This is a genomic window from Psychrobacter sp. DM4, from assembly GCF_051307035.1.
Classification (GTDB): Bacteria; Pseudomonadota; Gammaproteobacteria; order Pseudomonadales; family Moraxellaceae; genus Psychrobacter.
Genome location: NZ_CP195537.1, coordinates 1 through 22,766, shown reverse-complemented (window position 1 = coordinate 22,766; position 22,766 = coordinate 1). Strand labels below are relative to the sequence as shown.

The following is a 22,766-nucleotide window of genomic DNA, read 5'->3' as shown; positions in this document are numbered from 1 at the left end:
ATGTCGAATAATACTCCTGAGCAAAAAGATAGCCAAAACAGTAAGCAGCGTAACCCAAAGACAATGAAAAAAAAGCAGACGAAGCTATGGTTCTTAATTCCGCTTATCCTCTTTTTTGGATTAGTAGTGATATTGTATATGCGCTTAGGTAAACCAACAAATATTGTGACCAATACCGCTCTTGAGCGCCCAGTTCCTACCTTTGAGCTGCCTTTATTAGCAGATACTACCCGTACTATCACCAATGATAATTTGCCGGATAAGCCGTTTTTAATTAATGTTTGGGGCTCGTGGTGCCCAACTTGCGTTATTGAGCACCCGTTTTTAATGCAATTAGAAGAGCGTGGCGTTGATATCGTTGGTGTGAATTATAAGGATGAGATTGGTAATGCGCTCAGTTACTTAAACCGAGGCGGTGATCCATTTTCTATGTCTATTCAGGATTCATTAGGTCAGTTTGCTCTAGACTTAGGCATAACTGGTGCGCCCGAAACCTTTGTTGTGGATGGAGATGGCATCATTCGTCAGCATATTGTTGGTGAGATTAATGAAGCCAATTGGCAACAGCGTGTTAAGCCGTGCCTGACCGTACTTAATGAGCCTGACCGTACTTAATGAGGCTAATAAGAACAACGATAGTCCTGATCTCATTCAGGTTGAGGAGATGTGCAAATGAACGTTACTCGAATAAGAGCTCCTCAACTAAAACTCAATATAGTTTTAAAACTAGCAAGCTTAATACTAGCGTGTCTGCTTAACATGACGGCAAACGCAGCTATTGACGTATACGATTTTGACTCACCACAGCAAGAAGCTCAGTATCGTGGATTAATAGAAGAGTTTCGCTGCCCAAAATGCCAAAATCAAAACCTTGCAGGCTCTGATGCACCGATTGCACAGGATCTAAAGCAAAAAGTCTATGATTTAATTAAAGATAGACGTAGTGATGCTGAAATACGCGCCTATATGCAAGAGCGCTACGGTGACTTTATTAGCTACAAGCCGCCTATGCGACCATCGACATGGATCCTATGGTTTTTTCCACCACTATTATTGCTCGTCTTAATCATCGGCTGGTTTTGGCAAAGTAAACGCCGCCAAGTTGTCGCCCGTGGCCAAAACGGCGTTACAGTGAACAGTACTGCTGCCTTGACCTCTGCGGAAAAGGCTGAGCTTGATCGTCTATTATCGCAAGCTAAGAATGTCGACCACGATATTACTAGCATAGAGGACAAAAAATGACCCTATTTTCTACTTTTGGCTTATTTGTAGCTCTAAGCTTGCTGATTGCTCTTATATTTGCGCTAATTGCTATTATGCCATGGCTACGAGCACCGCGTTTGCAGTCCAAACCAATAGACAATCAACTGCTAGATATTAATGTTGCAGTATTTCGCGAACGTTTAGCTGAGCTACAAACAGATAAAGACAGCGGTACTATTAATAATAGCCATTATCAAAATCAAAAGCTGGAGCTTGAGCGTCAGCTATTAGATGCGCAGCGTCAGATAACACCTATGGTCACCCCTGATGTCAAAAGCCGTTTAATTGTCGCAGCTTGGATCCCAATATTGGCTGCAATGGCGTACTTACTAATAGGCAATCGTACGCCCGTGTTTGATTTGTGGACAAGCGAGGACAAAGTAGGACAAGTGGCTGATGACCTATTGACGGCTAAGATTGATAAGCCACCAAAGTGGGCGACTGAAAACGGTCGTCAGTTGATTAGCGCTATGCAGACCAACGTCCATCGTAACGCTGATGATCCTAATCGCTGGATGCGCCTATCTGAACTTTTCTTATCGATGGAGGCGACTGACTCTGCGTTAGAAGCCTTATCGCGTGCCTATCGTTTAGCACCTGATAACGAGGAGATTGCTACTACTTATGCTCAGACTAGTTTTTTTGTTAATGAAGGTCAGTTAGACGCCAATATTCGCCGTCTATTACAAGCTATATTAGCTAAGAATCCGCAGCATGAACGGGCTCAAATGCTCATGGCAATGGGTGAGACTCGTAGTAGTAACTTTGCCCAAGCGCAAGGTTGGATTAAACGCTTACAAGGCAGCATTGTGGCCAAACCAGGTGATCATACTAAAGCTTTAGCAAGCTTAGATGAGTTAAGCAACTACGTTAGCACGCAAGAAAAGCAAGCGCTAGAAGGTATTGACGTGACAGTGAAAATTAACGCTAATTTATTACCGTTAGTGAAAGCTGATGATGTGTTGTTTGTAGCGATACGTGATGTGAAAGGGGGCCCTCCGTTTGCCGCCAAACGTTTACCCATTAGTATTATCAAGCAAGGTGAGGCTAGTATCCGCTTAAGCAATCTTGATGCGATGATGCCAGATCGCACGTTAAATTCAGCTCGTAGTGACAAAACTCAGTTAGCAGTCGTTGCTCGTATTAGTCATAGCGGTAATGCCATAGCAGAATCAGGCGACTTATCGGGTAATCCTATAATGATTAGCGTTGAACAGACTCAGGTTAATGTTGAAATCAATCAACAGATTCCCTAATAAAAAATTATTACCGTAAGTTTCATAATACCAGAGCGGTAAGTGGAGCCGTTTATGAAAGTGGCGCGATTAATAATCGTATACCAAAAACATATACGTTTAACATTGTTCATTGTATAAACATAGATAAAGGAAACAACTATGACTGAATCTACCGACAGATTAGATAGTACTAAATTGAATAGCGTTGAATCGGCTAGTACTAATATTGCTGACAAGAAGGTACCTATAGCTGTGAGTAGTACTCATCAATCGATTGACTCTAAAACCATAAATCATACGCCTAAAGCTATGTACGTGACTTCAGGCAACTCAATAACACCTAAAGATAAGTTGGACAAAATGCCAAAAATGGTTGCCAATGGCAGTCGCGCTTTTATCTGGTATTTGTTGGCGATAATGGTATTAATACTTGATCAATGGACTAAGTGGTTGGCCCAAACCACATTAGCGTTCAATGACCCCGTACCGGTCATTGAACCATTTCTCAACTGGACACTCGCTTATAACTATGGGGCAGCATTTAGCTTTTTAGCCAATGCTGGCGGTTGGCAGAAATGGTTTTTCTCAGGCTTAGCTTTTGTAATGGCTATCTTTTTAACGGTTTATTTAATCAAAGCGCCACGTGCAGCCAAGCTATTATCTATGGGGTTGGCCTTAATGCTTGGTGGTGCGATTGGCAACTTAATCGATCGTTTAAGAATTGGTAAAGTGGTTGACTTTATCCATGTGCATTATGCTGATGTCTGGAATTATCCTCTTTTCAATGTTGCAGATATAGGTGTCTGTGTCGGTGTCGCATTGATTATAATTGACATGATATTTTTAGAAAGTAAGCGTAATAAATAAGCACATTGATACCGATTATCACAAACAAAATGAACTAGCGTCGTATTCACTCTATACGGAAAAATACTTTTTATACTTGAGTATGTTTATAAAATGTGAACTGGAAGGTAATGTATGACTGGTATAGGTACTCACTCATTTTAGGTCTTAAAACTCAATACTTAAAAGCTCTGCGTAGAGCCATTATTATAGAGACATTGAATAATCCATAAATTCTTTATTGATAATAACAAAAGGAAAATACAGTGTCACAGACTCAGCCAACTATTGAAAAAATTCACAGCCTTAGAAAAAAACAAGAGACAGCGTTAAAAAGTCTTACCCTTATAGGCTATCTAGAAGGCACCTCTTTCTTATTATTGCTCTTCATCGCCATGCCACTAAAATATATGATGGACATTCCAGAAGGTGTGAAATACATCGGTATGGCACACGGTATGTTGTTTATTACCTATATCATAATACTTATAGGCTCAGCTATCAAAATGAAAATGCCTCTTTGGGCAATACCTGCGGGCGTACTCGGCTCACTCTTACCTTTTGGCCCATTTATATTCGATCATTTACTAAAAAAGAACTTGCAGGAAAATGTAAGTAAAGAAGCCTAGAACAAGCTCTGCTATAAATGCCACAAACGTATCTTATTACTCAAGATTATTTTTCCTAACTAAATCACAAGCCGCCATCACTCATCGTGGCGACAAATGAATAACATTGAGCAGAAATTAATCACAATAAAACTTTAATTCAGACCCAGTATGAATAGTCTCACACTCCAGTTACTTTTCGAACTTATCTTACATACTATCGACAAACCCGTTTTGTTTAAAAGCTAAACAGGTTTTGTCATCCGCGATGGCTTTCCTGTTATCGTAGGGTATACCCCAGGGGCACTATCAAAACAGGTCTCTTAATCAATTAACAGTCTACTTATAATAGACTGCAATAATGGAACTACTTATAACAGACTATTTTAGGTGTTTATGTTTATCAGAGCATAGAGCGCCAATCAAAGATCAAGATGCCAAGCGTGCCAAAAGTGAGCTCATATAGCTTGCTGCTGATCATGGTCACAAAATTGCCGCCTTCTATGTTGAAAACGAGTCAGACGCAACTTTAATACGTCCACAGTTAATGTAACTGATAAATGATGCCCATGAAGGCGATATAATTTGGTTGAGCAGATTGACCGCTTAGCACGTTTAAACCAAGCTGATTGGGATACTCTCAAAAGAATGCTATTAGAAAAGAAGCTGGCGGTAGTATCAGAAGAGCTACCGACCTCTTATATGACGCCTCAATCTGAGAGCAGCACTGAATTTATGAGCAGCGTATTACAGTCCATTAATTCGATGATGCTTGATATGCTCGCTGCTATTGCTAGAAAGGACTATGAAGATCGACGTAACCGTCAGATGTAAGGTATTTCTCGTACTAAGGTAGAAAGTAAATATTCAGGACGTAGGAAAGATACCGAGAAGCGTAAGATTATCGCTAGCCTTCTGAAATCTGGGCGTAGTTATTCTGAAATACAAGCTACAGCTAAGTGCTCGCGTCATTTGATAGCTGTATAGCTAAATAAATACTCAAATACTCAAATACTCAAATACTCAAATACTCAAATACTCAAATACTCAAATACTCAAATACTCAAATACTCAAATACTCAAATACTCAAATACTCAAATACTCAAATACTCAAATACTCAAATACTCAAATACTCAAATACTCAAATACTCAAATACTCAAATACTCAAATACTCAAATACTCAAAATTATTTTGAGGATCTGTAATAACCTTGTCAAATAAAAATGGTCTGTTATCAAAGTTCCTCTAATATATTCTGTTTAAGTAAGAAAAATATTGATTACGTTTCAAGTTACAGTATTTTAGCCGAATCTTTTATAAACGAATCATTATCGCAACGATGATACTGATACTAGCTTAAGCTTGATTATCAAGGCAGATTTTCTTGCATATAGCAGGGTCTGTTCTACCTATTCAATTCATCTGTCTCATCTTTAAAGGTCTCTACAACGACAGAGAAAATATCGTCCCAAACCTCATCATTTGTTAAAAATGGATAATCCTTAAGTAACTTATTACTTTTAGCACCCTTATTTTGCAGCATACTGCGAATGATTCTATCGGCATAGCTGTTGGGCATCTCAACAATCTCTTTTATCGCCAGTCGTGCATGGTCATGCTTTCTTAGGTACTGTGACTCGTTATGCATCTCTTTTTCAATAACATGAGCAATGAGTCCTGATAAGTACTGAACGTGAGGCGTTAGATCCATAAAGCGCCATGCAGGTTGAATTAGGTGAGTATTTCCAAAATTTAAGTTTGAGCGAATACCATCAGGGTAAGTAATCGCTTGTTTATCAAAGCTGTAATGATCACGGATTTGCTCCATAAGTGGCACGGATACACGGTCTAAAATTTTATCATAGGCATGACGGTCTGAGGGATGCTCAGCGATGGCTTGCGATATAGGTAAGATAATCGGCTCATGAATGATCTGGTCGCGTCTGAGTACATCGTTAATTAGGAAGCGATGTACTCGGCCATTGCCATCCGCTAGCGGATGAATATACACAAAAGCAAAGGAAGCAACCGCACTACGTATCAGTGCCGATTGTCCCTCGGTCTTTTCCATAAATGCCTGTAACCCTTTGAGCTTTTCAGCAATGTCATCAGCAGGTGGCGCAATATAGTGCACAATCTCTTTAAAGCCATTGACCTGAGTATGCGACACAAAAACTGGAGATTGACGGACGCCATACTGCTGGATGACCGTTTTGCTACCAAGTATCTCTTGTTGCAACTCTGCTAGCGACTCAGGATCAAGCGGAATATCGCCCTTGCCGGTACGCCGTGCCATTACATCGGCAAAACGTTCAATACGTTTTAACTCTTTTCCCTCACCTTCTATAGTAAAGCTCGCTTTGCTTTCCCGTAGGGTCATCCATACGGAGGCGCGCATCAGTAAGTCTTGCCCAAATTCATCGTTAAGTTTGTCAACCATTGTGGCAATATCGAGTGCAGCTGCTTGCGTAAAGGCCTCTGTTTTCACCAGTATCGGACAGAAATGACGGGTTCCTGCTAGATTGTCATTGATACGCCAACGAGCATTCTTGATGACATGCGCAGGGCTTGAAGTAACCTGCTTCTTAGCATCTAAAGCGTCCACATAGTTACCGCCTAAATTACTCGGTACTGCTAACTGCTGACCCATGAGCCATTCATACAAGAAAGCCATTCTACGGGCATAGCTGCCTGTGGGCTCAGCGTTTACCCATGCTTGTACATCATCAGCCCCTATCTGCTCAAACAGACGAGTCAGTAACTCTAAACTCAGTACTTCATGACGCATGTGAAATTGTAAGTGCGCAATGATTGTGTCCAGTGGACGCGCGGTTTCCTGATAAGCGTTATGAATGACGTCACCGTCTTTATAGGTTTGTCTGCGCCCACCGATACTACTGCTGACATATAAAGGCGAAACCAGCTCGATGCTTGCATGACGGATAAGCCATGCTGCGCCAATAGGGTCTGAGGTAGGGGTGTTCATCATGAGTGGCTCAAGCGATTATAGATAAGCCATTTTGCAGAAAAGCGATTATGAATGCAATATAATGATTATAATGAAGCCTCATTGCATTAAATCGATTTTTATATGACGCTGTGATGTCTTTAGATAAAGATCGAAGGGCGTTTTAAGTGGGCATAATTGAACGAAATTGAATGATGAAAATACACCGTTCTTAACACAGCTACGTAGTAATAGAGTACCTATTTCTGCAAATAAAGCCTTCTTGCCTCGCGTGTAAAGCCTTATATATCAGCTGTTTATGAACAAAAATAAAATAAAATACCTCAGCTATGAGCCTGGCTTTAACACCCGGTAAACAGTAGCTACGCCAACACCAACTGCCTTAGCGATTTCCTCTTTTGTCATATTGCCTTGACTGTCTAATTCTCTAATACGATTGTGTTTCGTTGTATTAGGCTTCTTACCGGAGGGCTTATAGCCACTGTTAGCCAATCCCTGCTTGATACGCTCTCTACGCTTGTCGTTATCAAGCTTTGCCATCGTTGCTAATAAGTCGATCAGCATATGGTTAATCACTGTTAGGATCTCACCTGTCATGCCATTATTAACTGTATGCGTCGTTGGTAGATCAGCCACCACCAATCGCAAGCCTTTGTCTTTGATACGCTGCTTTAGAATTGCAAAATCATCTTGAGATAATCGGCTTAATCTATCCACGCTTTCAACCAGTAGAATATCGCCTTGCTCAGCGTCCTTTAGCAGCTTGGCTAATAATGGTCTATCGAGCTTTGTACCACTGAAATGCTCGACGTACTCAACATGGTTATCATCATAACTTGTACTGAAAGCCACCAAATCAGCCAATGCTCTGGTAGCGTCTTGATCCTTAGTGCTGGCTCTCACATAAATACGAACAGTCATAACCCACCTCTATTATTTAGACTTAATAATTAGTGCTCATTGATAATAACAAGATATTACTATCATTTAATAATATAAAAAAGTCTAATGATAGATAGATTATCATTTAAAGGTTTTATGTTTTGGGTATAGTCTATTGATAGGTTCAGAGAGTTGGATATCTAGTTCTCTTAAAAATTTATTTATTATTTGAATTTATATTTATTCATATATTGACTATTATATTAGTATGTATCATACTGTAATCCATAGGTTGTTCAATCAATAGAAACTATCTTCTTGAAATTTATAGGTCCTATTATGAATAGTAATACGTTGAAATATACTGATAAAATCCTTAAGGCAAGTGGTTTAGGGCAGGATATACAAGGAATGACACCAAAGGAAAGCAAGGCGGCAATAAAGAAGCTAAAAAAGCTTCTTAAAGATATTGAATTTTTAAGAAGAACCGGTGGAATTACTTTGATAGTTGCAGAAGATAATATTATCACAACCTATCATAACAACTCTATGAATAGAAAGCCTGGCATGAGTAAGTTAAAAGTATGTTATTAACTATTATAAAAGTAATAATTTGAATAAATATTAAAACTACCAAGGAGTATTATTATGAAAGCTACTAAACATTGCCAAGTTCGACAAAAACAACGCAATATTTCTAGTCCAGTGGTTGCTCTAGCATTAAGCTGTGGAACGGATATAAAAAATTCAGACAAGGTCGTTTTAAAGAAAGCTGAAGTAGAAGGCTTATATAACAGTCTGCTCGACCTTATGAAGCGACTCGAAAAAGGTTAGCAACCAATGTATCCGTATAAAATATATACAAAACAGTAGTAGTTTCAAATACCCATAATTATTTGTTATCAATATAAAGGCAAGATCTATGAGTTTAAAAATCGAATTTCATGAAGAGGCTTTTGATAAGTTGGAAGAGTCAACCACAGCTTTTGATAAGCCGGAATTTAGAAAGTTTAATATGAGGTTTAACAATCTTGATTTGTTAATTATTGATGCGATTGCTAAACGCAATGGCGTGTCTCGCTCACAGATCATCAATGATTTTATTGAAGAAACGTTGAAAGATTTTTTGCGACAGTGCTCAAGTGAGGAGGCACTACTCATAACTGAATATGCTGAATTTCTAAGTAAGAATAGTACTAAATCTAATAGAAATTTCTCGTGGGAATTATGGAATATCAGTCGTAGCATTGTCCATCCAGAGAGTTTGTTGGAAAACCAAATGCATGTCTTGAATGAGGGGTTAAAATCAGGCCAAGCAGAACAGTCTTTGAAGAACCTGAAAGAATTACTTGATAGAAGTAAGGCGAAGATACAACAAGGATAACCTAATTTTAAAGTCGGTAATAAGTAAATATTTTATAAATAACTAGGAAACACTAATGACTTCACTATTTGAAAAATTCCATGAGGCACAAAAAGCCACTAACGACGAGCACTACTCAACTATCTCAGTAAGAACACCGGCTGAAATAACGTCCATGGTAGAAACCGTTAGCACTGTCACTCAAGAGTCAGTCATAAATATGTTCACTAGTAGCTTATCTTCGTATTTAGCAAACTACCTGCTTGAAGATTCCAGAAATATAGACCTCATTAAGCATGTATTGGATGAACAGTATGATAAGCACGATAGCGAACTAAAAAATATGGTTTCAGGTAGTTGTATTGAAGTTCTAGAGAGTGAAAATATTTTAAAGGTTAGTAATTACATTGATTTTGATGCAATATTACTTAAAAGACAGGATATTCCAAAGTAGGTAGGTACAGTTCGTAGAATAGATATAGACCATACACTAAGCTAGCCTGTACTTATTGATGAGGCACGATATATTGAACAATATTCAAGCAATATTAACCGATTTGGATGGCACCTTGATTCATACTGACCAAGCTAATAATTCAGCTTATAAAAAAGCAATTGATTCCTACATGCCATACATAAAAATTCCTGTAGTAAAAAGAATCACTAAAGAAGTGGTTGATAAGTACTGCACTGATGAGGTATTAGCCGAAAAAATCCAAAAAGAAAAGATTGGGTATAACTCACAGTTTTTAGATCATACCTACCTTAATAAAGAGCTAATTAATTTCTTAATTAGTAATAAGAACACTACTAAGGTATGTTTAGTAACTAAAGCTTCTCCTGAAAGGGTTATTCAGCTTCTTGATCATCACAACTGCGCTAAATTGTTCGATAAAATCTTTTTTTGCAAGGATATACACAATAAGTATCAATATGCACTTAATGAAATCAATATTTGCTCTACAAAGGTTCTCGTTTTTGAGGATGATGAGAATGAAGTACTCCACGCCAATATAGCTGGAATACCAAATAAAAACATAACCAAGATCAGCTTATAAGCGAGGATTAAGACGTGAATCAATACACCATCGTAAAAAACGAGTATTTGAACAAAGATATAAAATCATTCTATCGCTGTGCATATTATGGGCTTAATAAACCTAGTAACCCTAACTATCTTAATATTTTAAAAAACACGTTTGGTAATGAGTACCCATCTAAATTATTAGCTGCTAAAAACTCAGTTAAGTTCAATCTTGCAAATGAACTTTCAAGCATACTATCTAATATAGAAGATGATGAAGTCACTATATGTGTCGTACCTAGGTCAAAAAACCTCAATACCTACAATGGCACACAGTTAAAGTTTGCTGAAGCTATTAGAGAAATAATTCCGTTGGTCATACATTCGAAGAATAAATTAGTGGATGGTAGCGACTTTATAGTTCGTCATACTGATACCTGTACCACTCACTTATCTCGTAGTTCAATAGGTGGTGGAGGTGGCAGTATGCCTTATATCGGTATTACTAGAGATACTTGTGATATTTCGGAAAAAGTAAGAGGAAAACACGTACTATTAATTGATGATATTTATACAAAAAATGTCAATATAGACGAAGATGCTATTCAATGTCTATTAGATTGTGGTGCGAAGGACGTTACTTTTTTTAGCATTGCTCGTGTACCACACTATACGTTTCCAGATGACCTCCCAGACGAAATAGTTTTTGCTGCAAATCGTAACTAAATTATTGAAATAAATATATTTTTACAAGTAGGCTTTCAATGAAAATAACAGATCATGCTTTAAATGTTTTAACAGCTCGCACCTTCAAAGGTATAGGGGAGGCATGGTTAAATAATAATCTAACAACTAAGATCCCTTATGAAGCTATTGTAGAGCTCATTGCGGCAAAGGATGCCAGCGTAACAGAGCAAGCTTTTTTAGAAATGAAGGCTAGGCTTGAACGTTTGATTGAAAACTTAGGCGATAGTTGTGATGGTGTGGTAGCAATAGGCGATGATAACTACCCAACTCTTCGTCGAGAACTAAAGAAAAAAGGTGATATCCCAAGCTTCTTGTTCTACAAAGGAGATTTGGATTTACTATCTCCTGATAATTATAATGTTGCTGTTATTGGTGTGCTCAATCCAGATAAAGAAACCGAGGTTGATGAAAACCTGGTAGTTGAACAGTTCATCAAAAAACAAGATGCCACAATTGTCAGTGGCTTAGCAGATGGCTGTGATAGCATCTCGCATAGAAAGGCACTAGCATTAAACGCTCGAACTGTTGCTATCTTACCCAGCCCGTTAAATAATATCTTACCAGCTCAAAACATAGATTTGGCTCGTGAAATTGTTGAAAACCAAGGTTTGCTAATTACTGAGTATTTAACGTCACCTTCATCTGCTAACTTTAGAGAACAAGCAGGTAGATATGTAAAGAGAGATCGTCTGCAAGCGCTTTTTAGTGATTTAGTCGTATTGAGCGCTAGTTATTGTAAAACAAGCCTTGATCCCAATAATCCTAAACCAGATAGTGGTTCCCGTCATGCTATGGAGAAAGCTAAAGAATATGGTATTAAGCGGGCTGTAATATATAACGAAGACTATCAGAACAATCCTAAGTACGATTTAAATCGACAAATCATACAGGAAGATGGTCCACAAGCCATAGTAATTAACCCAAAGGATATAGATAGCTCCTTACCTAGCAACCTGAAAGAATCAAATGAAAGGCTTTCAACACCTGAGCAAGTAGGTCTAGGCTTCTAGTTAGTGTCCATATAGGTTGTAATCAACTTATATGGACACTTCTCTCTATTGATTAACGTTCTAATTGACGCATTATGAACACCGATTAAAAAATCCCGTACGATTGGATTTTACTATAAAAGAATTGGTTTATATTTCCAGGCCCCAAAATCTAAATTAGTTTAAAAAGGCTCGATCATAGCTTCCTGAGTCTGCGGATTTACCCGTAACTATTTCGTAGCCAATACCTGACGCTACGCCCATAAGTTCTGCTGCATCTTTCTTATCTCTTACGTTTTGAGAGTCAATCATGTGCTCGCCTTTGACTTCTACCATCACATAAGAACCATCTTGTTTTTTAATCAGGAAGTCAGGGTAATAACTACGTACGCGCTGCGTTTCTGTGTCTACGTAATGAATCACAAAGTCACTTTGTCCATGCGTTAACATTCCGGTAAACCAAATCTTATCAACTTGTTTGTCGTGTAACATATCCCAAAAGAACTGACGTTCTGGATTTGAATCGAAACAGTAGTTGTCTAGGTGGAAGCTTTTCCCTGTTAATTCTGCAATTTCTAAAGATGATTTTCTAATAATCTTATCTTTGGAGACGGTTACTGGATAATACCCAGGGTCTATAGGTGGCTCTTTCACTAACTCAACATCAAACTCTTCAGTAACACTTTCCGACTCTATATCGTACATCGCTTTAAAAAGCCGCGGAATCACTTGGTCGTACAGTACTTCATTGAACTTGTTCACCAACTCTAAGATACCGTCAAAGCCTTCTTCTGTAGCTGCGACAATTTTTTCAATTTCTAAACAAGGTTTATTAATATATCGAGCGATATCAGCAACTAATGACAGTTTGGTAAAAGTACGCTGCTCTTTTAGGAAAGAAAGATCTTGTCGAGCACGATTTTTCACAGTTCCAATATCATCAGGCATTAATAGCCCTTGCTGGGTTTCATGGATAAGTCGATAGTCATCAAGATCAACTCTATCAAGCCCTAACTTATACCCATCTTTTAAATCTTCTTTTCCAATTAACTTGAATTGACGACGAACGCGTTTGATTGGCACCTTGATACTTGGCTGCTCAACTCTAACATGTACCGTTTCCTTATTCGGATCAGGTTCTTTAAGTTCATCTGTTGAGATACGGAAGTTCGCTTGAAGCTCCTTATCCAAAAGTGCCATGTTTTCTTTAGTAAGATAAATATGGCCAACATGCTGTCTGTCACCTATGGCACGTAAACAACGCATAGTCGCTTGAAGTATAAACACCTTAGACTTTGGTTCACGATAAAGCGCGACTGAAAACAGAGAACGACAGTTCCAACCTTCTCGGCCTTTATTCACCAGTAAGATGAACTGTTTTTCTGAGTTCGGACTATCTAGACGGTTGAATTCGCGGATATCATCATCAGTGGTGTGTTTTGCGTCACCGACGTTAATCAATATACGGTCAGAAGATATGCCGTGCTTCGCTAGTATCTTTTCTACAGCCGGACGAATTTCAGTCGTCAATTCTTCGACAGTCGTACCAAAAATTGCCATCTTCGGCAGTATATTCTCAGGGCGTCCAATCTCATCGGCCTTTGCTAAGAAATCATTGATGGCTATCTCTAAAAACTCCTCGTGGCGCGTATTGCTATAGCCATTAAGCTTAACTTGCTTCAAGTAATTGTTATCAATCGCCTTGCGTAACCCATAGGCATAAACCACTTCTGGCAACACATCTTTACCTACATAAGGCGTACCAGTGTAGTTATAACACCCCACCACTCGAGTTCCGGCTTGTTTCAAATTTATCGCGAGCTCATCAATTGTTTTGCGCAATGAGTTTGCCGTATTATCGGCTTTTATACCCATGTCTTTGGCAAGCTTTGCACCAAATGCGTGGTGGGCTTCGTCAACAAAGATACCTAACTGAGGAAGCCGCTTGATTTTCTCGAAACGTTGGTTAGTGACAAGATCTGCTTCATCTTGAGGCGCGGCAGCGATAGAATCATCATCTAGGCCAAGCATAGCCATCGCTTCATCTTCTACACCACCAAGGCCTTGGTACATGTCTTTGCCAGAGCTGAAGAGCTTATCGGCCGTCGACTTACCTTTGCTATCGCGGCGTAAGATGATTTTCTGGCTATTCGATACGATGATATTGAACTTAGAGCCGTCCATGGTGTTGAGCGAGACACCAGCATCTTCGAGATAGTGAAATTTGAATTCCGCGACAATTGGCATGTACTCCGGCGGCACGACTTTAGAATGATCGAAGGATTCAATTTCGCGTAATGACTGAAGAACGGTTTTGTCCGGTGCGAAAATTAGCGCGTTTTGAATAAAACGCTCATCTTTGCCTTTTTTATTACCCGCTAAGAAATCATAGAAGATACAGGTGGCCATGAGGATAGTTTTTCCAGTACCCATGGTCAGCGCAAAAATATAGTTCGGGTAAAGGCGGCCGCCGTTACTGGCTTTCATCTTTTTGAAAATGCCTTTATAGTCTGTTTCAGACATCTCCCAGAACATATCCCCTTGCATGATCTGGCCATCTATAGTGCTTATGCCGGATACTCGCTCTGCAAATTTACCTTGGTTGGTATACCAATCTTCAAATAGTTGGAAGACGGGTTTGTTATCTAAGAACTCCTTTAGGAATACATAGATTTCTAGAGCTTCGAACTGAGGCACACGTAGAAAGCTACCGGGGCGCGATGGCTCGTTGAAGTCTAAGAAGGCTTTACTTAGACGAGTGTAATTTTTACGTATGGTGCCTCGATGAATTTTATAGAATTCATGCAAGTGGACGTAAAACGAGTTATTTAACTCGAAGTTGTCTTGGGCGTTCTTAGCCATGAACGATCACCTCCTCGTAAGATTCCGAAAGTAAATCAGTGATCTTCACCTTGATGTTGCTAGCACCTTCTGGGATCTCATATTCACCAACGACAAATTCATCTTTAGGTGGGATATCTATTACTACAGGTTCCATAACCGCGCCATCGAAGTTCCAGTCAATCATTATGGACTCGACCATCTCACGCCACTCTTCCACGTCATCTTTTTGTTGGCTAAGCTTTTGAAGTAAGTTACGTGGATAGAAGGCTTCAACGACTAATTTATTGCCTTCGATCTTTATAGCAGCTTCTGAATCGTACTTGAACGTTAGGTCAGATTTGTCGCGAAGAATGTCAACCACTTGAACCTTAAGTTTATAGCCTGATTCATTCTCTAGTGTTGCCCCTAAACTTGGCTCATGTCCCATACATACCAGCATAATTTCTTCTACTGATTGGTTTGGGTTGGCTTCTTTACGCGACTCAAATTGCTTGTAAGGGAAGTTTGCGATTAACTCATTCAAGTCTTCTTTAGTCGCAATGCGGTTAACCGGCATTATTTTGACTTTATAGCCGTCTTTTTCACCGTCGTAGACTGAAGTTGCATCGAGCTTTTGAATTTCTAGAGCTTCTATGAGTAACTCTTTTGCTTCAACTGGATTGCGGAAAATTTCATAATTATTGACATTGAAAACTTCAAAGTTAGCCTTTTCTTTTGATAACCTTTTAGTTGTTGTTTGAACTGCTCCTAAGTTTATATCAGCACCTATAAACTTGCGCCCTAACTTATGAGCGACTGCTTGAGTTGTTCCTGAGCCCATAAAGAAGTCAAAAACTAATCCACCACTATTACTACAAGCCTCAATGATACGCTCAACTAACTCTTCAGGTTTTTGTGTAGGGTAACCTACTCGCTCATTTGCTGAGGTTGTTAATGCTTTGATATCCCATACATCATCTACAGCTTTACCTCCAAGCAACACATCCTTTAAATATCTCTTATTAGTATTACGACCATCAGCATATACAAACTGTCCTATATCATCTTCATGTACTGCTTGCTTACGGTTTGCTAAGTATCCAGAAAGAATATCCATTAAATATATTTTTTGATTATTATCAATAAAGAAATCACCTTTAGTGTCTTTACCAAACTGCATTTTCTTAAGCTCTTTTAATGAATAAGCATCCACCCAAGACTCATAAGTAATATTAATCTTTGCTGTATCATTCTTCACATAGAACAATAAGTTATCATGTTTTCTCGCGAATTGAGATGTACTGGCTTTAAGCCAGCCTGAATAATGCCAAATAATTTCATTTCTAAATCTATCGAAACCAAAAACTTCATCCATAATGCATTTTATATGTGAGGACTTTCGATAGTCTATATGAACAATTATTTTTCCATCTTCAGCTAATAACTCTTTAGCAACAACTAATCTTTCATACATAAATTGAAGATAATCATCATTAGACCAAATATCGGTATATTGCTTTTCCTCAAAACTATTCGCATCGTTTGTTATACTTTTACCCTTGAGTTTTATCACCTTTTTATAGTCCGCTTTTGAATCAAAAGGTGGGTCGATATAAATTAAATCCACCTTACCTCGGAACTCTTTTAGCAAATGACTCATGACCTGAAGATTATCACCCCAGAAAATCTTATTAATCCAGCCTGAATCATCCTCTTGACCATAGACTTCTTTGAGTTGAGCGGGGAAGTATTGTGTTGAACGGAAAGGGCGTTTGCCTTGCCAGTTCAGCATCGGGTAGCCTTTGATGGGCTCAAATTTGTAGTGTTCTACATTGATCTGGTCGTTTGACATGATTTATTCTCTTAATATTCGAAGTACTTAGCTAAAACTAAGCACAAAATGTCCAATTTTTTCGGTCGCAATAGGCGCGTGCGCTGCAATCTACACAGGTTTTATCTGGTCGAGCTTTCAGTGAGAAATCTTTGCTTTCAATTTTGTCGACAATACTATCAAATTGATGAATAGTATGGTCAATTGCTGAGATGTTTTTATTAAAACTAATGGTCGGTAAGCCGGTTGTTTCGCCAGTAAAATACAAATGCATCTTACTAACTTTGTAATCGCTATTTGCTTCTACCAAATACGCATAAATTTCTAACTGACGCTGGTGATGCAAGATGCGCTCTCTGTCTTTTTCCATATTTGGCTTACGCTCTGATTTGAAATCAACGATCTCAACGCTGTCTCCTTCCCCTTTAATCAAATCTACGCTACCGGTTAACACATAACGTTCTTTGACTAACGAGATATCAAATTCAGTTTCTTGTATGTCGGACCAATCACTACCCTTTCGCTCGACATAACGCATTACATGTTTTAGTGCCGCACCTAATGTCGACTCCCCTAAATACATACGTTCACGATTAGCTAAGTTCTCGTAGTTACTCAGTAACCAACTTTTAATATTATCTTTCGTGAGTATATCCGTTTCACCACGAATTGCCGACTTATGGACATCCTCTAGGGTCTCATGAATTAAAGTACCAAATAGCATAGGGCTTGCCTTTACAGGTTGGAACTCGAGCTCTTTGAATAATCGATATTGCTCTGCGCAGGTCTCGAATAAGGTAATGTGAGAGGTAAAGGCATACTCATGCTTGATATTCACATCTTTTACTTGCTCGAACTCTATTTCAGCAAGCTTGTGCTTTACATCGCGCCAATAAGGTAGCTGTGTGGTGTAATCCGTGAAATGTCTGGAAGGTGTTTTGCCATGTCCTGATTTTTCTTGCCCTGTTAGGACCAATAAGTTTTGCGGCCTCGAAAAAGCGGTATAGAACAAACGCCAAAAATCGAAATACTTAGTGTCATCTAGTGGCTCAAAAGGAGGTTTGGCCATGTATTGATGTTCAATAATCTCATCAAGGTCGGTGTATTGTTTACGCGGAACACCTTCAAGTGAACCGACAAAAACAATCGGAAATTCTAATCCTTTAGACTGGTGAATGGTTAAGAAGGACACGCATCCTGATGGTGCATATTCGGACATATCCTCGTATTCATCTATCCCCCCTTCAAATAAAAATTTTAGAAAATTATCAAATAAGGACGTTAGGTTAGACAGTAAGTATTTGGGGTTCAGAACACTGACTCGGTGCAAATATTCAAACTTACCAAGCATTCGACTTAGCTGAGCAAGGTTACGCTGAGCGCGTTCGTTGCCGCTGTGTTGTTCAAGGTAGTTTGAGAATAAAGGAAACTGCAATAACTCATAAAACAGGCCGAGAAAAGCTGAATCAGCATTCTTGGTTAGACCTATGTGCGCTTTCGCTTTTTGCTGGCACCATCTGAGCAAATCTGCTTGTTCTGGTTCTTTTAACTTGGCTATAAACGGTGCTAAGCAATGATTGGTATAATAATCCCATATAGGGAGCTTACGTCCATCAGCTATTTTTTTCTTACGCTCGGCCATCACCATAGGGAAAACCAAATTAAACGCACCTAACATGTAACAGATTTCTTCTCGCTCGAAAAATAGATTCGCACGCGGAGAATAAACCGGAATGCCTTTCTCTTCTAAAGACTGAGCAAGTGCTCGAACCTTATCTGATTTCACGGAACGAAATAAAAATGCTGCTTGATTCCAGTCCGTTAGTTTACCGTTTTGTTTTAGATGCATGAGAATTTGGTAGACGTCTTCATGCCAATCATCACCTTCTGGTGTAATCGCACTGACGACGGTAGGCCCTGCTTTAAACTCACCATCGCGCGGGCGTATTGTTTTAGCATAACGATAATTAACACCTTCGCGTAGCCAAGGTTTATCTCCCATATATGAGTCGTAAAAGTTAACAATATCAGGGTGCGAACGATAATTAATCGATAACTTTACTTGTTCACACTCATTTGGAGCAAACTGAGCTGGAAACTCTAGGATGTTTCGCACACTTGCACCGCGGAAACGATAAAGAGCTTGGTCGTCATCTCCCACTACACACAAATTACGCTTGGCACCCATTAATAGCTGCAGTAAATACTCTTGAATGGTATTAGTATCTTGATATTCATCAACCATCAAATAAGTAATTTTAGTAGTCAATTCTTCCAAGATATGTGGATGCTGCTGCAGAAGCACGAGTGTTTCAAGTTGAATACAAGAAAAATCTAAGGCGTTCTCATTCAATAAAAGCTCTTGATAAACCTTATAGGCCTCGCCAAGCGCAGAGATCGCTTCATCTGGTGAAGCAACCAGTTTGTCGATATCAAGAACCTCTTCTGACGCCTTATTTAACCAACCAAGCAGATTCTCAGACTTTGCCCATGCAGGAATCTTGTGCTCGCCTTGAATATGTTCTATGCCCTCGATATCTTTAAAATCGCGTAGTCTTTGATACAAAAAATACTGTTGATCGAACTGATCCATAAGCACAAAACTGCGCTTAAGTCGCGTGAAATCGCGATACTCTTCGAGAATGCGCAAACATATCGAGTGAAATGTCCCCAAGTACATCTCGTTCACATTGAACAAAGACCCTAGTTCTAACAAGCGATTAGAAATACGCGTCTTCAGCTCTTGCGCCGCTTTTTCTGTGAAAGTAACAACAAGCAACTGTTCTGGTTTTGCACTATGTACATGAATGAGGTTCATGATGCGCTCAACTAGGGTATAAGTTTTCCCAGATCCCGGGCCCGCAATGATCAATAGCGGGCCTCGGTGGTGCTCAATGGCTTTTTTCTTTGATGGATGAACGTCAAGCATTTTTACCTTCAGCTACATAATGAAGTCAGCGCAACAATGACCAGCACGCCGCCCTACGGTTAATCCAAATTTTTAGGCCAGCAAGGCGCTAAATACGTATAGCTTAACAGTAACAGATCAGGGATAAAAAAACTCGTCATTAGTCTATTATTGCGAAAAAATATTGGTTGAACAGGTGTTGTTAAAAAATCAGATCTGAAATCCTATAACCGATATATATATTTTATGTCTTACACTTACCGCTCAACCAGCTTTTCTTCAATCATTTCGGTCAACAGCTCAGTAACTGTTTTCCGGCTTTCAAGCGCGTATCGTTTGAGCGCAATGTGCTTATCTTCATCTAGGTTAAAATTCACTCGTACCGTTTTTTTGGGACTGTCGGTCACATCCGACAAAGCCAATTCATCCTTAGATTTTTTACTTGGACGACCTGCTGATAAACTCATGATTTACTCCTCACTAAAAAATGTTTGAATCTCACTCACCAATGCGCTTATCTCTTGTATCGCATTGCTATTAGGCGATTCGGTATCAAATACTGTTTTACCAAGGGCAGCACTGTTAGGATAAGCAACACGCTGCATCACTCTGGTCTCTAACACTGGAAGGTTATAATCGAGTAGTGCTGTCGCTACTTCCTTACCTATATTGGTGTTTTGAATAGCACGTGACACGACAAAAGCAGCCTTTAGTTTGCCATCCATCATCTCTATACGCTGCTGCACCAAGTCAACCAAATCGCTGGTCGCCCATATGTCGTAGGGGCTAGGCTGAACCGGTATCAAGATGAAGTCAGCGGCTTTAATAGCTGAAATGGCCAGACTGGTCGCTTGGGGTGACCCATCAATCACCACGTACTCTTTATCAGACACATATTTTAAATCTTTATCCAGCGTCGGCCGATCAAGTCCAATCACTGGGACCGGATTGTCTTCATCAACTGCTCTCCAGTCACGCGCACTACCTTGTTGGTCACTATCTACCAGCAGCACACTATGACCTTTTAGCTGTAGTCCTCGTGCCAAATGCGTTGCAATGGTGGTCTTACCGCTGCCACCCTTTTGATTCAATACCGCAATTACTTTCATAAATACAGGTCCCTGTAGTATGTATTGAGTATATAAGTATATAAGTATATAAGTATATAAGTATATAAGTATATAAGTATATAAGTATATAAGTATATAAGTATATAAGTATAGCTAAAAATATACGTCACATCATTACTAATAGCAATATCTCATATTAGAAATAGCATCGTCTTTTCTAACGAGCGTATATCCATCATGATGGACGTCCTGTATAAAAGGCAGCATAATAAACTGCCTACTAATACATAAATTGCTGTTATTAGATATCAATTTGAGCTACTAAAAGCAATACTTTAGCCGCTCATATTCGTTATAATCCGCTCACCAATCAAAAACCACTAATATGAATGAGGGAACCACTATGGTGAAGTGTCACTTATCGACCATCATGGGTGAAAGACGCCTTAAAATTGCCGATATCTCAAGAGATACTGGCATCAATCGTGGCACCATTACTCGCATGTATCATGAAGAAGCCACCCGCGTTGATCTAGATGTCATCGAGTCTTTATGTACTTATCTTAGAATCAACGTTGGTGATTTATACGAAATCATAAATGAGGACAGCAGTGAGTCACTAGTATAAATAACGTTGTCATGAGCTGTGGTTGTCTTTAAACATACAAAAAGACCTTTAGGAGGTCATTTTCTCTTGCAATAGATTAAAATATAGGTATAATTTGACCTGTAGTAAGTCATTTTATCTATTATATGTGTATAATAATCTATAGGAGAATACCAATGAGTAACAATCTATCTCGGCTCAATAGCTGCACATGGTTTAGTGAACAGACTAAAACGTTAGCCTCTCAGCTGTTATTAAGCTTACAAATACAGCAAGGCGTACAGCTGGCAACCCTACTTGGTGTTGACCCCATTCTTTATAATGATGAAGCGGTCTATGTCTGGGTGCAACGACAGCTAGACGACGGTCTTATCGTTGACGATTATGCGTTAACCACCCTTGAAACCGCTTTTATAGAGTTGGTCACAGCTCACACTGACCAAGCAGCGTAATGGCTTTAGCTTATATTTACAGACAACTTGTTTAACAAGAAACAATAACCCTTAAAGCCAGATAAAGTGTCATTATCTGGCTTTTTAATATAGACAAAGATAACGACAATCAAACAAGCTTTTTTCAGTCTTATATGTCTCAGAAGACGCACTTTTGGGCAATATGGCTTACTATTACCATATGCCTTTACTCAGTCGGCTCTGCACGCGGCACCCCAGCTATTTTATAATAAACAAAGCCTCTCTCATCTCTCAAAACACTTTTACTGTCTGCTCTAACGCACCAGCTGATTGCATCAGGCTGCGCTTCATTAACATCACAAGCCAAAATAATCTGCTGACTTTGAGCGTTATCAAATGCCTGCTTCCACCCCGTTTCAAGCTCATCGATGCCGCGCTGTAGCTCTGCTTGCTGGTATCTCATCTCTGCAATCTCATCAAAGCTTGGCACATACCAAAATACCAGGGCCACCAAACTTACTATCACAACCATCGTACCCGCTGCGACAACGGCTGCAATCCTTTTAATACTCATAGTCTCAATGGACTTATGAATTTTGTCCAAGTCTTTACTAGCTCTACCCTCGACCTGCTCAATCCGCGTTTTGGTGGTGGTCTCAAAGGTCTCAATATCTTCAATAATCTGCTTATGACCAGCTTGGTACTGATTGGTGAATAGGGCTAGATTGTCAGCGCTTGCGCCAAGCTTGTCAGCCACCGCTTGCATCGTACTCACTTGTACCTCTATGCTGTCGTTTTTAGCAGTGACGACCGACTCTACAGCCGTATCAATCTGCTGTTTCATATCGGTGATGATGCCTGCTATTTTGTCATCATAACGACGCGGCATCTCATTGTCAGTAAAGGCCGTGACTGCTGCTTGGAGCTGTTCTAAAACAAGATTTTGATACTGACTCAATGTTTCCGAGGTGACGCTTATGCTGTTCCCTAATTCTGCAATGACAGTGCTTATTTCATCCACTGTACTATCAATACGGCCAAGCGATCGATCAAGGCGCGTTGCCACCGCATCATCGGCTTGTCCAATCAGTGCTCGCAAGGCTTCAATCACAGGTTTGAGTCTGGTCACTAGATTAATAAGCTCGTCGTGTATATCGTGCTCATTGCTATTGTCTTTAGTCAT

At 39.4% G+C, this 22,766-nt stretch carries 22 protein-coding genes and 1 pseudogene; 15 read left to right on the top strand and 8 right to left on the bottom strand.

Annotated elements, in window-relative coordinates:
• Positions 1-63 precede the first annotated feature (63 nt).
• From ACR64G_RS12285 to ACR64G_RS12260, 6 genes and pseudogenes are all read left to right on the top strand, one after another.
• The gene (locus ACR64G_RS12285) at positions 64-615 is read left to right on the top strand and encodes a DsbE family thiol:disulfide interchange protein (RefSeq protein WP_435980749.1); all 552 of its coding nucleotides are present in this window, start codon (positions 64-66) and stop codon (positions 613-615) included.
• A gap of 144 nt (positions 616-759) precedes the next feature.
• Positions 760-1,242, top strand: coding sequence for a cytochrome c-type biogenesis protein (locus ACR64G_RS12280; protein WP_435980747.1), 483 nt, complete (start codon positions 760-762; stop codon positions 1,240-1,242).
• Positions 1,239-2,519, top strand: coding sequence for a c-type cytochrome biogenesis protein CcmI (ccmI, locus tag ACR64G_RS12275; RefSeq protein ID WP_114701928.1), 1,281 nt, complete (start codon positions 1,239-1,241; stop codon positions 2,517-2,519). The genes ACR64G_RS12280 and ccmI overlap by 4 nt, the downstream gene beginning before the upstream one ends.
• A 141-nt stretch (positions 2,520-2,660) precedes the next feature.
• A complete protein-coding gene (gene lspA / locus ACR64G_RS12270) occupies positions 2,661-3,368 on the top strand; it encodes a signal peptidase II (RefSeq protein ID WP_075107731.1) in 708 nt (235 codons plus the stop codon).
• Positions 3,369-3,643: 275 nt separating this feature from the next.
• Positions 3,644-3,976, top strand: coding sequence for a DUF3817 domain-containing protein (locus ACR64G_RS12265; RefSeq protein ID WP_131603940.1), 333 nt, complete (start codon positions 3,644-3,646; stop codon positions 3,974-3,976).
• A gap of 340 nt (positions 3,977-4,316) precedes the next feature.
• Positions 4,317-4,942: pseudogene (locus ACR64G_RS12260) on the top strand (recombinase family protein).
• Positions 4,943-5,363: 421 nt separating this feature from the next.
• On the opposite strand, the gene ACR64G_RS12255 reads toward ACR64G_RS12260, so the two are convergent.
• The gene (locus ACR64G_RS12255; protein ID WP_435980748.1) at positions 5,364-6,944 is read right to left on the bottom strand and encodes a Fic family protein; all 1,581 of its coding nucleotides are present in this window, start codon (positions 6,942-6,944) and stop codon (positions 5,364-5,366) included.
• A gap of 309 nt (positions 6,945-7,253) precedes the next feature.
• Entirely contained in the window at positions 7,254-7,847 is a 594-nt protein-coding gene (locus ACR64G_RS12250; RefSeq protein ID WP_011959997.1) for a recombinase family protein, read from the bottom strand.
• Between the two features lie 300 nt (positions 7,848-8,147).
• On the opposite strand from ACR64G_RS12250, the gene ACR64G_RS12245 reads away from it, so the two are divergent.
• The 7 genes from ACR64G_RS12245 to ACR64G_RS12215 all read left to right on the top strand — a co-directional run bounded on the left by ACR64G_RS12245 (position 8,148) and on the right by ACR64G_RS12215 (position 11,952).
• Entirely contained in the window at positions 8,148-8,402 is a 255-nt protein-coding gene (locus tag ACR64G_RS12245; protein ID WP_435980746.1) for a hypothetical protein, read from the top strand.
• Between the two features lie 54 nt (positions 8,403-8,456).
• Positions 8,457-8,642, top strand: coding sequence for a hypothetical protein (locus tag ACR64G_RS12240; RefSeq protein ID WP_397478067.1), 186 nt, complete (start codon positions 8,457-8,459; stop codon positions 8,640-8,642).
• An 88-nt stretch (positions 8,643-8,730) separates the two neighbouring features.
• On the top strand, positions 8,731-9,192 hold the full coding sequence (locus ACR64G_RS12235) for a hypothetical protein (protein ID WP_435980745.1): 462 nt from the start codon (positions 8,731-8,733) through the stop codon (positions 9,190-9,192).
• Between the two features lie 55 nt (positions 9,193-9,247).
• The gene (locus ACR64G_RS12230) at positions 9,248-9,625 is read left to right on the top strand and encodes a hypothetical protein (RefSeq protein WP_397478069.1); all 378 of its coding nucleotides are present in this window, start codon (positions 9,248-9,250) and stop codon (positions 9,623-9,625) included.
• Between the two features lie 73 nt (positions 9,626-9,698).
• Positions 9,699-10,229: an HAD hydrolase-like protein gene (locus ACR64G_RS12225; RefSeq protein WP_397478070.1), complete on the top strand. Its 531-nt coding sequence runs from the start codon at positions 9,699-9,701 to the stop codon at positions 10,227-10,229.
• Positions 10,230-10,243: 14 nt separating this feature from the next.
• The gene (locus ACR64G_RS12220; RefSeq protein WP_397478071.1) at positions 10,244-10,921 is read left to right on the top strand and encodes an amidophosphoribosyltransferase; all 678 of its coding nucleotides are present in this window, start codon (positions 10,244-10,246) and stop codon (positions 10,919-10,921) included.
• Positions 10,922-10,959: 38 nt separating this feature from the next.
• Positions 10,960-11,952 (top strand): DNA-processing protein DprA, encoded by a 993-nt coding sequence (locus ACR64G_RS12215; RefSeq protein ID WP_435980744.1) that lies wholly within the window; start codon positions 10,960-10,962, stop codon positions 11,950-11,952.
• Between the two features lie 156 nt (positions 11,953-12,108).
• Here ACR64G_RS12215 and ACR64G_RS12210 read toward each other — a convergent pair whose 3' ends face one another.
• From ACR64G_RS12210 to parA, 5 genes are all read right to left on the bottom strand, one after another.
• Entirely contained in the window at positions 12,109-14,793 is a 2,685-nt protein-coding gene (locus ACR64G_RS12210) for a type III restriction endonuclease (protein WP_435980743.1), read from the bottom strand.
• Positions 14,786-16,606: a site-specific DNA-methyltransferase gene (locus ACR64G_RS12205; RefSeq protein ID WP_435980742.1), complete on the bottom strand. Its 1,821-nt coding sequence runs from the start codon at positions 16,604-16,606 to the stop codon at positions 14,786-14,788. Before ACR64G_RS12205 ends, ACR64G_RS12210 begins: the two co-directional genes overlap by 8 nt.
• 37 nt (positions 16,607-16,643) lie before the next feature.
• Positions 16,644-19,514, bottom strand: coding sequence for an ATP-dependent DNA helicase (locus ACR64G_RS12200; protein ID WP_435980741.1), 2,871 nt, complete (start codon positions 19,512-19,514; stop codon positions 16,644-16,646).
• Between the two features lie 236 nt (positions 19,515-19,750).
• Complete coding sequence (locus ACR64G_RS12195; RefSeq protein WP_435980740.1) at positions 19,751-19,960, bottom strand: plasmid partition protein ParG; 210 nt, start codon at positions 19,958-19,960, stop codon at positions 19,751-19,753.
• A 3-nt stretch (positions 19,961-19,963) separates the two neighbouring features.
• Positions 19,964-20,602 carry a ParA family partition ATPase gene (gene parA / locus ACR64G_RS12190; RefSeq protein ID WP_435980739.1) on the bottom strand — a complete coding sequence of 213 codons (639 nt, stop codon included), beginning with the start codon at positions 20,600-20,602 and terminating at the stop codon, positions 19,964-19,966.
• A gap of 364 nt (positions 20,603-20,966) precedes the next feature.
• On the opposite strand from parA, the gene ACR64G_RS12185 reads away from it, so the two are divergent.
• Positions 20,967-21,191: a helix-turn-helix domain-containing protein gene (locus ACR64G_RS12185; RefSeq protein ID WP_435980738.1), complete on the top strand. Its 225-nt coding sequence runs from the start codon at positions 20,967-20,969 to the stop codon at positions 21,189-21,191.
• Between the two features lie 155 nt (positions 21,192-21,346).
• On the top strand, positions 21,347-21,622 hold the full coding sequence (locus ACR64G_RS12180; protein ID WP_435980737.1) for a hypothetical protein: 276 nt from the start codon (positions 21,347-21,349) through the stop codon (positions 21,620-21,622).
• 187 nt (positions 21,623-21,809) lie between these two features.
• Here the strand turns inward: ACR64G_RS12180 and ACR64G_RS12175 are convergent, their stop codons facing one another.
• Positions 21,810-22,766, bottom strand: coding sequence for a hypothetical protein (locus tag ACR64G_RS12175; protein ID WP_435980736.1), 957 nt, complete (start codon positions 22,764-22,766; stop codon positions 21,810-21,812).